This is a genomic window from Serratia sp. 201, from assembly GCF_037027545.1.
Lineage (GTDB): Bacteria > Pseudomonadota > Gammaproteobacteria > Enterobacterales > Enterobacteriaceae > Serratia > Serratia bockelmannii.
Genome location: NZ_JAXCHC010000004.1, coordinates 565,337 through 579,398 on the forward strand (window position 1 = coordinate 565,337; position 14,062 = coordinate 579,398).

At 58.9% G+C, this 14,062-nt stretch carries 13 protein-coding genes; 8 read left to right on the forward strand and 5 right to left on the reverse strand.

Features of this window, described 5'->3' with window-relative positions; all coding sequences use genetic code 11:
* The first annotated feature begins 346 nt into the window (after positions 1–346).
* The 4 genes from surE to rpoS all read left to right on the forward strand — a co-directional run bounded on the left by surE (position 347) and on the right by rpoS (position 4,099).
* Positions 347–1,108 (forward strand): 5'/3'-nucleotidase SurE, encoded by a 762-nt coding sequence (surE, locus tag WA302_RS21395; RefSeq protein WP_060434262.1) that lies wholly within the window; start codon positions 347–349, stop codon positions 1,106–1,108.
* Positions 1,102–1,728: a protein-L-isoaspartate(D-aspartate) O-methyltransferase gene (locus WA302_RS21400; protein ID WP_261456538.1), complete on the forward strand. Its 627-nt coding sequence runs from the start codon at positions 1,102–1,104 to the stop codon at positions 1,726–1,728. Before surE ends, WA302_RS21400 begins: the two co-directional genes overlap by 7 nt.
* A 325-nt stretch (positions 1,729–2,053) precedes the next feature.
* On the forward strand, positions 2,054–3,046 hold the full coding sequence (gene nlpD, locus WA302_RS21405; protein WP_197824913.1) for a murein hydrolase activator NlpD: 993 nt from the start codon (positions 2,054–2,056) through the stop codon (positions 3,044–3,046).
* A 54-nt stretch (positions 3,047–3,100) separates the two neighbouring features.
* Positions 3,101–4,099: an RNA polymerase sigma factor RpoS gene (rpoS, locus tag WA302_RS21410; protein ID WP_004932578.1), complete on the forward strand. Its 999-nt coding sequence runs from the start codon at positions 3,101–3,103 to the stop codon at positions 4,097–4,099.
* 79 nt (positions 4,100–4,178) lie between these two features.
* Here rpoS and mutS read toward each other — a convergent pair whose 3' ends face one another.
* Positions 4,179–6,734, reverse strand: coding sequence for a DNA mismatch repair protein MutS (gene mutS / locus WA302_RS21415; protein WP_336064722.1), 2,556 nt, complete (start codon positions 6,732–6,734; stop codon positions 4,179–4,181).
* Positions 6,735–7,130: 396 nt separating this feature from the next.
* On the opposite strand from mutS, the gene WA302_RS21420 reads away from it, so the two are divergent.
* Complete coding sequence (locus WA302_RS21420) at positions 7,131–7,298, forward strand: hypothetical protein (RefSeq protein ID WP_162882342.1); 168 nt, start codon at positions 7,131–7,133, stop codon at positions 7,296–7,298.
* Here WA302_RS21420 and WA302_RS21425 read toward each other — a convergent pair.
* From WA302_RS21425 to WA302_RS21440, 4 genes are all read right to left on the reverse strand, one after another.
* Positions 7,295–7,912 carry a Fic/DOC family protein gene (locus WA302_RS21425; protein ID WP_261456528.1) on the reverse strand — a complete coding sequence of 206 codons (618 nt, stop codon included), beginning with the start codon at positions 7,910–7,912 and terminating at the stop codon, positions 7,295–7,297. The two genes, WA302_RS21420 and WA302_RS21425, sit on opposite strands and share 4 nt — an antisense overlap.
* Before the next feature lie 193 nt (positions 7,913–8,105).
* Positions 8,106–9,098, reverse strand: coding sequence for a Vgb family protein (locus WA302_RS21430; RefSeq protein ID WP_226905936.1), 993 nt, complete (start codon positions 9,096–9,098; stop codon positions 8,106–8,108).
* A gap of 30 nt (positions 9,099–9,128) precedes the next feature.
* The gene (locus WA302_RS21435) at positions 9,129–10,100 is read right to left on the reverse strand and encodes an aldo/keto reductase (RefSeq protein WP_336064723.1); all 972 of its coding nucleotides are present in this window, start codon (positions 10,098–10,100) and stop codon (positions 9,129–9,131) included.
* 12 nt (positions 10,101–10,112) lie between these two features.
* The gene (locus WA302_RS21440; protein WP_336064724.1) at positions 10,113–10,913 is read right to left on the reverse strand and encodes an SDR family NAD(P)-dependent oxidoreductase; all 801 of its coding nucleotides are present in this window, start codon (positions 10,911–10,913) and stop codon (positions 10,113–10,115) included.
* A 106-nt stretch (positions 10,914–11,019) separates the two neighbouring features.
* Between WA302_RS21440 and WA302_RS21445 the strand changes: the two genes are divergently transcribed.
* The 3 genes from WA302_RS21445 to chbC all read left to right on the forward strand — a co-directional run bounded on the left by WA302_RS21445 (position 11,020) and on the right by chbC (position 14,025).
* Entirely contained in the window at positions 11,020–11,913 is an 894-nt protein-coding gene (locus WA302_RS21445) for a LysR family transcriptional regulator (RefSeq protein ID WP_336064725.1), read from the forward strand.
* Positions 11,914–12,333: 420 nt separating this feature from the next.
* Positions 12,334–12,651 (forward strand): PTS sugar transporter subunit IIB, encoded by a 318-nt coding sequence (locus tag WA302_RS21450; RefSeq protein WP_004932561.1) that lies wholly within the window; start codon positions 12,334–12,336, stop codon positions 12,649–12,651.
* Positions 12,652–12,663: 12 nt separating this feature from the next.
* Positions 12,664–14,025 carry a PTS N,N'-diacetylchitobiose transporter subunit IIC gene (gene chbC / locus WA302_RS21455; protein ID WP_336064726.1) on the forward strand — a complete coding sequence of 454 codons (1,362 nt, stop codon included), beginning with the start codon at positions 12,664–12,666 and terminating at the stop codon, positions 14,023–14,025.
* Positions 14,026–14,062: the final 37 nt, after the last annotated feature.

Below are 14,062 nucleotides of genomic sequence, written 5' to 3' on the forward strand. Positions count from 1 at the left end.
TGAGAAAGTGCTTTGTGTTTTATTTGGATTGGTTATTATTTAAATTGAATTTATTTCCATGGGCGTTTTTGTGCATGACTGGGCGTTCCGTATGCCGTGTTGGTGAGAACGGCGGCGCATGCTGTGCAGGCACGGTTTACCGCCGCTGTGCTGCGCTCGCCGTTTCTACGATGAGTTCGGAGGGCGCTGACATGAGTTTGACGCGCTAGTAACACAATCAAGTTCGGTTATAATTCGGGACAAAGTGAACCAGGGTGATCCAATGAACCCGCAGCCGGACAATAACCGGATAACAAGAGTGCGGTTTTAAGTTTGCTTGTCATGACAACAAGGGGTTGAGTCTACAATGCGGATATTGCTGAGTAACGATGACGGCGTCAGCGCCCCGGGCATTCAGGTACTGGCGGCGGCGCTGCGGGAGTTCGCCGAGGTGCAGGTCGTGGCGCCGGATCGTAACCGCAGCGGTTCTTCCAACGCCCTGACGCTGGAGTCGCCGCTGCGCACGCAGACGCTGGCCAACGGCGATATCGCGGTGCTGCAGGGGACGCCGACCGACTGTGTTTACCTTGGCGTCAACGCATTGATGCGCCCGGCGCCGGATATCGTCGTCTCCGGCATTAACGCCGGACCGAATTTAGGCGATGACGTCATCTATTCCGGCACCGTCGCGGCGGCGATGGAGGGCCGACACCTGGGGCTGCCCGCGCTGGCGGTGTCTCTGAACGGCCACCAACACTACGCAACCGCAGCGGCCATTACCTGCCGCATCCTGCGTGCGCTGCAGCGTGAACCGTTACGCACCGGAAAAATCCTGAATATCAATGTGCCGGATTTGCCACTGGCGGAGGTCAAAGGCCTGCGCGTCACTCGCTGTGGTAGCCGCCATCCTGCCGATAAGGTCTTCTGCCAGCAGGATCCGCGTGGACAAAATCTCTACTGGATCGGGCCGCCTGGTGATAAATTTGATGTCGGGCCGGATACCGACTTTGCGGCGGTGGAACAAGGCTATGTGGCGATCACGCCGCTACAGGTGGATTTGACCGCCTACGCGGCGCAGGAAGTCGTGACAACATGGTTAACCAAGGCAGAGGTTAGCGGGGAATGGTGAACAAGCGTATGCAAACATTGCTGACGCAGCTGCGTCAGCAAGGGATCCGGGACGAAAAGCTGCTGAGAGCGATCGAGGCGGTGCCGCGCGAGCGTTTTGTCGACGAAGCGCTGGATCACAAAGCCTACGAAAACACTGCATTACCGATCGGCTCTGGCCAGACCATTTCTCAGCCTTATATGGTGGCGCGGATGACCGAGCTGCTGAATCTGAAGCCCACCTCAAGAGTGCTGGAGATCGGCACCGGTTCCGGTTATCAAACCGCCATCCTGGCGCATCTGGTGCAACACGTTTGTTCTGTCGAGCGCATCAAGGGGCTGCAGTGGCAGGCCAAGCGCCGCCTGAAGCAGCTCGATCTTCATAATGTTTCCACTCGCCACGGCGACGGCTGGCAGGGCTGGGCGTCGCGCGGCCCATTCGATGCGATCATCGTCACTGCCGCGCCGCCGGAGATCCCGCAGGCGCTGGTGGAGCAGCTGGACGACGGCGGCATTTTGGTGTTGCCGGTGGGCGAGCAGGCCCAAACCCTCAAACGCATTCAGCGTTATGGCAACGATTTCGTGGTCGATGCGGTAGAAGCGGTGCGCTTTGTGCCGTTGGTGAAAGGCGAATTGGCCTAGCGATTGTCTGATTTTTCGACCGTCTGCAAAATCTGTTGCACTTTCATCACGTGCGGATAAGGTTTTCTCGTTCCAATCAGGCTAATTTTCACTAGAATTGGCCTTTCTACGTAGTTGTCTTATGGTGCGGCGACGCCAATGTGGTTAGCATTGGCGCGCGTTTTGATGCTCCGGCGGGAGATGACCTGGCGTTCAGGGATCGGCCGGCGGCGCCTTTACATCGCAGAAACTGGGAAGTGGCAAAAGCTCGGCTACGATGTAAAGGGTATTTTGGATATATCACTGATATTGCTGTCATGGGGGAAGCATGAGCACGGGAAGCCCAATGATTACGTTACGCCGGGTAGCGGTGTGTACGATGGTAAGTTTGTGGTTGGCGGGTTGTACGAATACGGCCTCGACGTCGGCCCCTATCAGCAGTGTGGGCGGCGGCGCCGTTCCATCCGGCAATAATAATGGCGGAGTGCAGCAGGCCAGCCCAGAGGGCCGCATTGTCTATAATCGTAGTTATAACGCCATCCCAAAAGGGAGCTACAGCGGCGGTGAAACTTATACGGTCAAGCGCGGCGACACGCTGTTTTACATCGCCTGGATCACCGGCAATGATTTCCGCGACCTGGCTCAGCGCAACAATATTCCCGAGCCATACAGCCTGAATGTTGGTCAAACCATTCAGCTTGGTAATGGTTCTGCCAACGGCGGCGGCATGTTGGCGACGACAGACGCGACCAAAGGCGGCGTTCCGAAGCCACCTTCCAGCGCCCAGATCCAGACGGCAACGGTTGATTCTCAATCAACTAACGCGTATTCTGAAAACTCGGGTAAACAGAATGTAGGTAAGATGTTACCTGCAGCAGGTGCCGCAGCGGTTGGGACCGCGACTGCGCCTGTTACCGCGCCGGAAGCCGCTCCACCCGTGAGCAGCACCGTCAGCAACAGCGCTCCGGTCAGTACCTGGAGATGGCCGACTGACGGTAAGGTTATTGATAACTTTTCCTCATCAGAAGGTGGGAATAAAGGTGTTGATATCGCCGGTTCTCGTGGGCAGCCTATCTTTGCTACCGCCGATGGTCGCGTAGTGTATGCAGGCAACGCTTTACGGGGTTACGGTAATCTAATCATCATCAAACATAATGATGATTACCTGAGCGCCTACGCTCATAACGACACAATGCTGGTCCGGGAACAACAAGAAGTGAAGGCGGGTCAAAAAATAGCCACCATGGGTAGCACCGGTACCAGTTCAGTACGTTTGCATTTTGAAATTCGTTACAAGGGGAAATCCGTAAACCCGCTGCGTTATCTTCCGCAGCGATAGATTGGGCAGAATACGCTGAGATTCTGCTCGCGGTATCACGGGTAGGAGCAGCATATGAGCCAAAATACGCTGAAAGTTAACGAGTTACATGATGATGCGGATTTCGACGAGAATGGAGCTGAGGCCGAGTCGTTTGATGAAAAAGCGCTGGTAGAAGAAGAGACCAGCGAGAACGATTTAGCGGAAGAAGAGCTGTTGTCTCAAGGCGTTACGCAACGCGTATTGGATGCGACGCAGCTCTATCTGGGTGAGATCGGTTATTCACCTCTGCTGACCGCAGAGGAAGAAGTCTATTTTGCGCGGCGTGCTCTGCGCGGTGACGTGCCGTCCCGCCGTCGCATGATTGAAAGCAACCTGCGGCTGGTGGTGAAAATCGCCCGCCGCTACAGCAACCGTGGTCTGGCGCTGCTGGATCTGATCGAAGAAGGTAACCTCGGTTTGATTCGCGCAGTGGAAAAATTCGACCCGGAACGCGGTTTCCGCTTCTCCACTTATGCAACCTGGTGGATCCGTCAGACGATTGAACGGGCGATCATGAACCAAACCCGTACTATTCGTTTGCCTATCCATATCGTCAAAGAACTGAATGTCTATCTGCGCACCGCGCGTGAGCTTTCCCATAAACTGGATCATGAACCGAGCGCTGAAGAGATTGCCGAGCAACTCGACAAGCCGGTGGATGACGTCAGCCGCATGCTGCGCCTGAATGAGCGCATCACTTCGGTGGATACGCCGCTGGGCGGGGATTCGGAGAAAGCGCTGCTGGACATTCTGGCCGACGAGAAGGACAACGGGCCTGAAGATACCACGCAAGATGACGATATGAAACAAAGCATCGTCAAATGGTTGTTCGAACTGAACGCCAAACAACGTGAAGTGTTGGCGCGTCGTTTCGGCCTGCTGGGCTATGAAGCGGCGACGCTGGAAGACGTAGGCCGGGAGATTGGCCTGACGCGCGAGCGCGTCCGTCAGATTCAGGTTGAAGGTCTGCGCCGTCTGCGTGAGATTCTGCAGATGCAGGGCCTGAGCATTGAGGCGCTGTTCCGCGAATAACGCCGGTTGTTGAACCGCATCAAATAAAAACGGTGAGCATGATGCTCACCGTTTTTTTATGCCTGCGTCTGGCGCCTGACTACACCATATTTTTCAGCCGGTAGATCCATTCCAGCGCCTGGCGCGGTGACAGGGAATCCGGATCCAGCGCTTCCAGGGCTTCAACCGCCGGCGAGGCCTCTTCCTGCAGCAGCGTCATCTGGGTGGCATCGACGCTGCCCGACGCGGTGTGGCTGGAGATAGACTCCAGCTCGCGCAGCTTCTGGCGGGCGCGCTTGATGACGTCGCGCGGCACGCCGGCAAGCGCGGCGACCGCCAGGCCATAGCTTTTGCTGGCAGCCCCGTCCTGTACGCTGTGCATAAAAGCGATGGTGTCGCCATGTTCGAGCGCGTCCAGATGCACGTTGACCACGCCCTCCATTTTCTCCGGTAGGGTCGTCAGTTCGAAGTAGTGGGTGGCGAACAGTGTCATCGCCTTGATGCGGTTAGCCAGGTTCTCGGCGCAGGCCCAGGCCAGCGACAGGCCGTCGTAGGTGGAGGTACCGCGGCCGATTTCATCCATCAACACCAGGCTGTGCTCGGTGGCGTTGTGCAGGATGTTGGCGGTTTCGGTCATCTCCACCATGAAGGTGGAGCGGCCGGAAGCCAGATCGTCCGCCGCGCCGACGCGGGTGAAGATGCGATCCACCGGGCCGATGGTGGCCTTGGTGGCCGGCACGTAACTGCCGATGTGCGCCATCAGCACGATCAGCGCCGTTTGTCGCATATAGGTGCTTTTACCGCCCATGTTTGGGCCGGTAATGATCAGCATGCGGCGCTGCGGCGACAGGGTGAGCGGGTTGGAGATAAACGGTTCGCTCAGCACCTGCTCCACCACCGGGTGGCGGCCTTCGGTAATGCGGATCCCCGGCTGCTCACTCATGGTCGGGCAAGCGTAGTTCAGGGTATCGGCGCGCTCGGCCAGGTTGGCCAGCACGTCCAGCTCGGCCAGTGCGGTGGCGCTCTGCTGCAGCTCCGCCAGGTGCGGCAGCAGCAGATCGAACAGTTCGTCGTACAGGCTTTTCTCGATCGCCAACGCCTTGCCCTTGGAGGTGAGCACTTTGTCTTCGTACTCTTTCAATTCCGGGATGATGTAGCGCTCGGCGTTTTTCAACGTCTGGCGGCGCACATAGTGGATCGGCACCAGATGGCTTTGGCCGCGGCTCACCTGAATGTAGTAGCCATGTACGCCGTTAAAACCGACCTTGAGCGTATCCAGCCCCAGCTTTTCACGCTCGCGGATCTCCAGCCGGTCGAGGTAGTCGCTGGCGCCATCGGCCAGCGCGCGCCACTCGTCCAGCTCGCTGTTGTAACCGGGGGCGATCACGCCGCCGTCGCGCACCAATACCGGCGGCGATTCAATCACCGCGCGCTCCAGCAGCTCGCGCAGCTCGTCAAACTGGCCCACCTGCGCCAGCAACTGCTGCACGTGCGGGGTGTCCACGTCTTGCAGCAGCGCGCGGATGTCCGGCAATTGCTGGAAAGCATGACGCATGCGCGCCAGATCGCGCGGACGCGCGGTACGCAGCGCCAGGCGCGCCAAAATTCGCTCCTGATCGCCCACCTGACGCAGCGAAGGCTGCAGATCGGCGAACAGTTCCTGCAATGCGCCGATCGCCTGCTGGCGGGCGGTCAGCACCTTGATGTCTCGGGTCGGCATGTGCAGCCAGCGTTTCAGCATGCGGCTGCCCATCGGCGTGACTGTGCGATCGAGGATCGCCGCCAGCGTGTTGTCGCTGCCGCCGGACAGGCTCTGCGTCAGCTCCAGGTTGCGGCGGGTCGCGGCGTCCATGATGATGCCGTCCTGCTGGCGCTCCATAGTGATGCCGCGAATATGCGGCAGCGAAGTACGCTGGGTATCTTTGACGTATTGCAGCAGGCAGCCGGCGGCGCGCAGCGCCTGATGTGACTGCTCGACGCCGAAACCGGTCAAGTCGCGGGTGCCGAACTGCAGGTTGAGCTGCTGGCGTGCGGTCTCCAGTTCGAATTCCCACAGCGGGCGGCGGCGCAGGCCGTGGCGTTGTTCGATCAGCGCCATGTGTTCGAAGGTTTCCGGGTAGAGCAGCTCGGCTGGATTGGTGCGCTGCAGCTCGGCAGCCATGGTTTCCAAATCCTGCGGCTCGGCGACGCGGAAGCGGCCGGAGCTGACGTCCAGCGTGGCATAACCGAAGCCACGCGCATCCTGCCAGATCGCCGCCAGCAGGTTGTCCTGGCGTTCTTGCAGCAGCGCTTCGTCGGTGATGGTACCGGGGGTGACGATACGCACCACTTTGCGCTCGACCGGCCCTTTGCTGGTGGCCGGATCGCCGATCTGTTCGCAGATGGCGACGGACTCGCCGAGCTGCACCAGCTTGGCCAGGTAGTTCTCCACCGCGTGGTGCGGCACGCCGGCCATCGGGATCGGTTCACCCGCCGAAGCGCCGCGTTTGGTCAGCGAGATATCCAGCAGTTGGGAAGCGCGCTTGGCGTCATCGTAAAACAGCTCGTAGAAGTCGCCCATGCGGTAGAACAGCAGGATTTCAGGATGCTGGGCCTTGAGGCGCAGGTACTGCTGCATCATCGGCGTGTGCGAATCGAGTTTATCGGTGCTATTCATGCGATTATTTTTCCAATCCATTGAATGTAAAGGGAACTGTGATTTTCATTGTCGTCATTCGCTATCACATTGTTTCAGCAGACGCCGCCCCTTTTAGCGCTTGCCGGGCGGCGCAAATCAAATCATCAAAACGCCAAACGGCGCGCTCAAACCCGAGGTTTGCACAGACGCTTATACTAGCCTAGCGGGCAATCGGCTGTCACAGGTAAAAATGGGAAGCGCTGCGCAAGGCCGGTTTGTAACGCAGCGAGATTGTTGTTCGCCTGCGGGCAACAACGCAAGTGTTGCCGCACGGAGTGGTGGTGAGGCTATGGCTCGGGAGTGAGAGGCAAGGGAATGAAGTCCTGTACATTCCTTGATATAATGTCTTCAACAAATTTGCGAACAGAGGTTGTCATGAGTAACAGCAAAAAAGTGCAGGTGGGTTATGCCAAGCCGTCCCGTACGGACATTGCGCGTTCCGTGGCGACATCAACGGCGGTTGAAACAGGTCAACCCTCAGCCAGAGTTGAAGCTTCTTTAGAAGAAGCGCGTAAAAAATTTGCTCATTTGCGCCTTGCCTAATATATTCTTAGTGCTTGACTGACCCAGTGTTTCATTGGTTCGTAGTTCATGTTCATACCTGAGTGAATCGCTGAGATATACTGGGCTCTGTTTTGCTCCCAGCTTTGATAATCCAACGGTTTATGCCCGCCCTGAACCGCCATCACATCGGCCAACAGCCGTGACAAACGGCCATTCCCTTCTCTGAAAGGGTGTATGAGTATCAGTTCAACATGGATTATCGCAATCGCTTCTATCAGCTGTTCTTCGCTCATGGCTGAGCAAGGTGTGTAACGGGCCAGGTATTCCACCTCGAAATCGTCCAGTAGTTTGGGCAATCGCGTCGAAGGGGCAAACATAAAGCCCCCTTTGCTGATATTGACAGTTCTTGCTTGACCAGCCCATGCATAGATATTGCCTAACCAGCGGCGATGCCAGCCCTTGATCATCTCGACGGTGATTTTCCCTAATGGAAAATGCTGTTCGAAAATGGAATGGTAGAGCTGTTCCAGCAATACCAATTCGGCATCGTCGAGTTCATTGCTATCGGCAATACCCAGCTTGTTGGCTAGAACTTGCTCGCCGGATTCTTTCTCATATTGGCCTTCGCTGCTGGAAACATGGTATCGGCTCATGCTTACGCTCGATAAATGAGGCGGGAGATAAGGCAAGTATAATCAGCGATACGCGGCGGAACAATTTAATTAAAATCAGGTTATTAAGTTAGGATTAATCATAAGTCTGATTAATGGCATCGAAGTAAATAGTTTCAATTTATTGGATGTTAACGATACAACGCAAGTCGCCGCCCGCAGTGGGGGGGCGACTTTATTGCGCGGCGGTGAGAGGCAGGGGCAGTTGATAGAGGCGGAAACTGTCGGGCACTTCGGTTTCATGGCCGGGCAGCAGACGGTGGCGGATGCGCGACTCGCTGACGAAGGCGCAGCCTTGTGGGGTGATAGTCAGGTTAACCGGCGACTCCATGCCTTCGCGCAAGACCTCAAGTTGGTGCATCCCTGCCGCCTTGGGTGACGGGATCCGCAGGATCCGCCCTTGGCCGCTCTGGATCCCGTTTTCCAGCACGATCAGCGCGCCGTCCGGCGCTAATCCCATCCCGTCCGGGTTTTCAATCAGGCGCGGCAGCTGCATTTCCGTCAGCTGCGGCTGCGGATCGTTATAGCTGAGGGTATAAAGCTTACCGGTGCCGAAATTGGCGACAGCCATCAGCCGATCGTCGAGCAGCACGATCCCGGCGGCGCCCAGCCCGCTGGGGGCCGCCAATCGCGCATCCTGAAACAGCGTACTGAATGCCGCTTCGCCAGGCCGCAGGCGCAGGATGCCGCCGCCGCGGGTTTCTGTCACGTACACCGTGCCGTCTGCGCCGAGCACGATATCGTTGCCCATTTCCCCCGTCGGCAGTGCCAGGCTGCGGTTGAGCGTGCCATCCGCGACGTTCAGCGCATAGATGCGGTTGGCGCGCGTTTTGCCGCCGGAAAGGAAGTCCGGCGAATTGCCCCACAGCAACCCGCGCCGTTCGTCCAGCCGCAGCGCGTTTGAGGCGAACACCGTGTCAGCGCCAGGGAAAAAGGTTTCCCACGCTTTACCCGGCCGCTTGCGCAGCACGTTGCCGCTGGTGATCAGGCCGACATACAACGTGCCGTCCGCCGCGCGGGCGATGCCGTTGGGATAAAGCGCGCCGGGCGGCAGCGTCATGCTGCTTTCGGCGCAGTGGGTATTGGCGGCGGCCTGCGCCGGAGTGGTCAGGGGGAGTGCGGCGGCGAGGGTGAACAACGCTGCTCGCGCGGTAAGCGCATATGACATGTCTTCTCTCCTGGAATGACGGAAAAGGGGCTACCAGCGATCGGGACGGGCAGCGTGCGCCATCGGCGCCTCCAGCGCGGCCACGTCTTGCGGCGATAAGCTGAGATTGAGCGCCGCCAGCGCATCCTGCAGATGGTGCGGCTTGGACATGCCCACCAGCGGCGACGCCACGCCGGGTTTGGCCAGCAGCCAGGCCAGCGCGATCTGCGCCGGTGGAACGCCGCGCGCGGCCGCCACCTCCGCGACCGCCGCGACGGTGCGTTCCACTTCGTTTCTGCCGCCGTACCAACGGGGCGCCTGTTCGTCGGTGGCGGCGCGCAGCGTGCCGGCGTTGCCGGAGCCGGCCAGCACGCCGCGGGCCAGCGGCGACCAGGGCGTCAGGCTGAGCCCCTCCTCCAGACACAGCGGGATCAGCTCCTCTTCATCTTCACGCGTCACCAGGTTGTATTGGCTCTGCAGCGAAATAAACGGCGCCAGGCGGTGCTGACGTTGAAAGGCCAGCATTTTCATCAGGCGCCAGGCGTGCAGCGAGGAGGCGCCGAGATAGCGGATCTTGCCCGCCCGCACCAGGCCATCGAGGGTATCGGTGGTTTCTTCGATCGGCGTTTCGGTGTCGAAGCGGTGCAGTACAAACAGATCGAGGTAATCCGTCCCCAACCGCTGCAAAGAGGCGTCGACGCTGTGCAGCAGGTGCTTGCGCGACAGCCCTCGGCTGTTCGGCTGCGCGTCCATCGGAAAGTAGGCCTTGGTGGCGATCACCACGTCTTCGCGGCGGGAGAACGCCTTCAGGGCGCGGCCGAGAATGCGCTCGCTTTCTCCGCCGGAGTAAATGTTGGCGGTATCGAAAAAATTGATGCCCGCTTCCAGCGTTTCGCGGATAAAGGGGCGCGCTTCATCTTCCTTCAGCACCCAGGGGCGCCAGGCCGGATCGCCATAGGTCATGCAGCCCAGGCAGAGACGAGACACTTTCAGGCCGCTGTCGCCAAGCCGAACGTAGTTCATGGCATCGTCTCCTCAGCGCATGCCGGCGATGGTGTAACCGCCGTCCACCAACAGGCTTTGGCCGGTGATGAAGCGGGCCTCGTCCGTCGCCAACCACAGCGCCACATCGCCGATGTCTTCTGATTCGCCCAAGCGGCCGGCGGGCGTATGGGCGATAAAGGGCGCGAACGCCGCGCTGTCGGCCACGCTGCCGCGCGCCATCGGCGTGTCGATGATGCCGGGGTTGATGTTGTTGACGCGGATGCCCTGGCCGCTGTATTCGAGCGCCACCGCGCGGATCATCGCATCGAGCGCGCTTTTGCTGGCGGAGTAGCTGGATGAGCCGGCCAGCGCGCCGTGGGTCAGCCAGGAGGAGGTGTTGATGATCACGCCGCCTGAATGCTGTGCCAGGAAGGTTTCAATCTCGTATTTCATCGCCAGCCAGACGCCTCTGAGGTTAATGGCGATCACGCGGTCAAAATCCTCGCTGCTCTGTTCGGTGATGGGGGCGAAGTTGCCGATGATGCCGGCGTTGTTGAAAGCGACGTCGAGCCGGCCGTAGTGGGCGGTCACTGCGGCGAGCAGCCTACGGATATCGTCTTCCAGGGAGACGTCGGCCACGATGGGCAGGGCGTCACCGCCGGCCAGCGCGATATCGCGCGCCGTGGCTTCGATCTCCGCCGCGCGCCGGCCGACCAGTGCGACTTTGGCGCCCTCGCGGGCATAGGCCAGCGCCGCAGCGCGGCCGATACCGGTACCGCCGCCGCTCACCAGTACGACTTTGTCTGCCAGACGGCGCGGCGTTTCATGGGTTGGAGCTGTAGCATTAATCATCGCATCGATACCTGGTAATGGGTTCGATCGCAATGCTATGTTGTTAGATGACGGATAACTATCCGCTAAAAATTCATCTCACTATTAGATAATTTATATCAATAGCATGAAGAAACCCGAACTGTCCGGCCTGGCGGCCTTCGTGGCTATCGCCAGTGAACGCAGCTTCCGCCGTGCCGCCGCCCGATTGGGCGTGACGCCGCCGACGCTGACCCACACCCTGCGCGAACTTGAAGCGCAGGTGGGCATTCGCCTGCTGAACCGCACCACCCGCAACGTCTCGCCGACGGAGGCCGGAGAGCATCTGCTGGCGCAGCTGGTGCCGGCTTTTACCCACATCGACGCCGCGCTGGAGAGCCTGAATGCGTTTCGCGAAGGACCACGCGGCCTGGTGCGCATCAACGCGCCGCGTTCGGCGATCGATCTCGCCATCGTGCCGCATCTGGGACGGCTGGCCAGCGAATACCCCGGCATTACGCTGGAAGTGGTGGCGGACGAGGGGTTCGCCAACATCGTCGAGCAAGGCTTTGACGCCGGCATCCGGCTCGGCGAGGATCTGCACAACGATATGCGCGCGGTGCGCCTGACGCCGGATCTGCGTTTTGCCATCGTCGCCACGCCGGACTATTTTCAGCGGCACGGCGAGCCGACGCATCCGCGGGATTTACTGCAGCACCGTTGCATCGGTTGGCGCAAAGCCTCTTCAGGCGAGCGCTACAAATGGGCTTTTCAGCAGGGGGAGCAGCGATTTTCTGTGGCGGTTAACAGCCCGTTGATACTCGATGACGGCAGGATGATGGTGCAGGCGGCGCTGGCGAACGTCGGCATCGCTTTTGCCATCGAGCAGGAGGTGGAAGAATACCTGGCGAGCGGGCGGCTGCGGCGGGTGCTGGCCGACTGGTGCGCGCCGTTTCCCGGTTTTTACCTCTATTACCCCAACCGCAGGAACCATTCCGTGGCGCTGGCCACGGTGATCGAGTTGCTGCGTCTGCCCATGTAATCCTCTTCGCCTGCTGCCGTCGCGTTCGGATGGCAGCAGCCGAATCAAGCTTGAACTATTTTTACTCCCTCGCCGTTTGTTCAGGCGCAAATAACCTCTTAAATTCTCAGCGAGTTCATAACTTGCTGTTTATAATTGTCATTTGATTATTTATTAAGAATATTCTTAGTTTTTAGCGGTTATTTGAGAGCCCGGTCACACTATTTTTTTGTGCAAAATGTGAAGAGGGTCAATCCATCAGGTCAATGAGAGACGGTTCTGTCTCCTCTTGGCTTACCGATCCGTTTTTCATGCTCCGTATACTGTCTGTAACCAGGGCAACGTGACGGAAATTTTCATAAGGAATGTGCGTGAAGCAATCGTGATTGCATCTGGCATACAAATAACACCGGGTTTTTTTGATTATCTGAGGTGCTTGGTATGGAAAAGAAAAAAATCTATCTGTTTTGTTCTGCCGGTATGTCCACTTCCCTGTTGGTATCAAAAATGAAGGCGCAGGCCGAAAAATATGAAGTGCCGGTGATCATCGCCGCCTATCCGGAAGCGCTGGCCGCGGAGAAAGGCGTTGAAGCGGATCTGATCCTGCTGGGGCCGCAGATCGCCTACACCCTGCCGGAAGTGCAGAAACAGCTGCCCAATAAACCTGTTGAAGTCATCGATCCGCTGTTGTACGGCAAGGTCGATGGGCTGGGCGTACTGAAGGCCGCGGTGGCCGCCATCAAGAAAGCCAATCAATAACAGGAGGCCGCCGTGAATACCCTCATTGCCTCGCTCGAGAAGGTTATCCTGCCTTTCGCCGTAAAAATCGGTAAGCAGCCCCATGTCAACGCCATCAAGAACGGCTTTATCCGCCTGATGCCGCTGACCTTGACCGGGGCGATGTTCGTGTTGATCAACAACGTGTTCCTGAGCTTCGGCGAGGGATCGTTTTTCTATTCGTTGGGTGTAAGGTTGGACGCCTCCACCATCGAGACGCTGAATAGCCTGAAGAGCATTGGTGGCAGCGTTTATAACGGTACGCTAGGGATCATGTCCCTGATGACGCCGTTCTTTATCAGCATGGCGTTGGCCGAAGAGCGCAAGGTCGATCCACTGGCCTCGGCGCTGCTGGCGGTGGCGGCCTTCATGACCGTCACGCCGTTCAACGTCGGCGAGGCCTATGCGGTGGGCGCCAATTGGCTGGGCGGCGCCAACATCATTTCCGGTATGGTGATCGGGCTGGCGGTGGCTGAGATGTTTGCTTTCATCGTACGGCGCAACTGGGTGATCAGCTTGCCGGACAGCGTGCCGGCTTCGGTGTCGCGCTCTTTCTCGGCGCTGATCCCCGGTTTCATCATCCTCTCCATCATGGGGCTGGTGGCGTTCGCGCTGGCGCACTGGGGCACCAACTTCCACCAGATCATCATGGACGGCATTTCGGCGCCGCTGGCCAAGATGGGCAGCGTGGTGGGCTGGGTTTACGTGCTGTTCTCCTCGCTGCTGTGGTTCTTCGGGGTGCACGGCTCCATGGCGCTGGCGGCGCTGGACAGCGGCATCATGACGCCGTTCGCGCTGGAAAACGTGGAGCTGTACAACAAATACGGTTCGGTCGAAGCGGCGGTGGCCGCCGGCAAAGAGTTCCATATGTGGGCGAAACCGTTCGTCGACTCCTACATCTACCTTGGCGGCACCGGCTCGACGCTGGGTCTGATTATCGCCATCTTCATCGCCTCGCGCCGCGAAGATTACCGCCAGGTCGCCAAGCTGGCGACGCCGTCCGGCATCTTCCAGATCAACGAACCGATTCTGTTCGGCCTGCCGGTGATCATGAACCCGGTGATGTTCATTCCGTTCATCCTGGTGCAGCCGGTACTGACCATTATCACCTCGCTGGCTTATTACCCCGGGCTGATCCCGCCGATCACCAACATTGCGCCCTGGACCATGCCGGTCGGCCTGGGGGCATTCTTCAACACCAACGGCAGCATCATGGCCATGTTGCTGAGCCTGTTCAACCTGGCGGTCGCCACCGTGATTTATCTGCCGTTCGTGGCGATCTCCAACAAGGCGCAGAGCCAGATCGACGCGGCGACGGAAAGCGAAGAAGACATCGCCAAGGCGCTGAAATTCTAACTGTGGAACGGGGCGGCGCGGCCGCCCCGCGAGGGAC

Coding starts and splice junctions, on each gene's coding strand:
- surE (WP_060434262.1), top strand. CDS start 347: ATGCGGATATTGCTGAGTAACGATGACGGCGTCAGCGCCCCGGGCATT.
- WA302_RS21400 (WP_261456538.1), top strand. CDS start 1,102: ATGGTGAACAAGCGTATGCAAACATTGCTGACGCAGCTGCGTCAGCAA.
- nlpD (WP_197824913.1), top strand. CDS start 2,054: ATGATTACGTTACGCCGGGTAGCGGTGTGTACGATGGTAAGTTTGTGG.
- rpoS (WP_004932578.1), top strand. CDS start 3,101: ATGAGCCAAAATACGCTGAAAGTTAACGAGTTACATGATGATGCGGAT.
- mutS (WP_336064722.1), bottom strand. CDS start 6,734: ATGAATAGCACCGATAAACTCGATTCGCACACGCCGATGATGCAGCAG.
- WA302_RS21420 (WP_162882342.1), top strand. CDS start 7,131: ATGAGTAACAGCAAAAAAGTGCAGGTGGGTTATGCCAAGCCGTCCCGT.
- WA302_RS21425 (WP_261456528.1), bottom strand. CDS start 7,912: ATGAGCCGATACCATGTTTCCAGCAGCGAAGGCCAATATGAGAAAGAA.
- WA302_RS21430 (WP_226905936.1), bottom strand. CDS start 9,098: ATGTCATATGCGCTTACCGCGCGAGCAGCGTTGTTCACCCTCGCCGCC.
- WA302_RS21435 (WP_336064723.1), bottom strand. CDS start 10,100: ATGAACTACGTTCGGCTTGGCGACAGCGGCCTGAAAGTGTCTCGTCTC.
- WA302_RS21440 (WP_336064724.1), bottom strand. CDS start 10,913: ATGATTAATGCTACAGCTCCAACCCATGAAACGCCGCGCCGTCTGGCA.
- WA302_RS21445 (WP_336064725.1), top strand. CDS start 11,020: ATGAAGAAACCCGAACTGTCCGGCCTGGCGGCCTTCGTGGCTATCGCC.
- WA302_RS21450 (WP_004932561.1), top strand. CDS start 12,334: ATGGAAAAGAAAAAAATCTATCTGTTTTGTTCTGCCGGTATGTCCACT.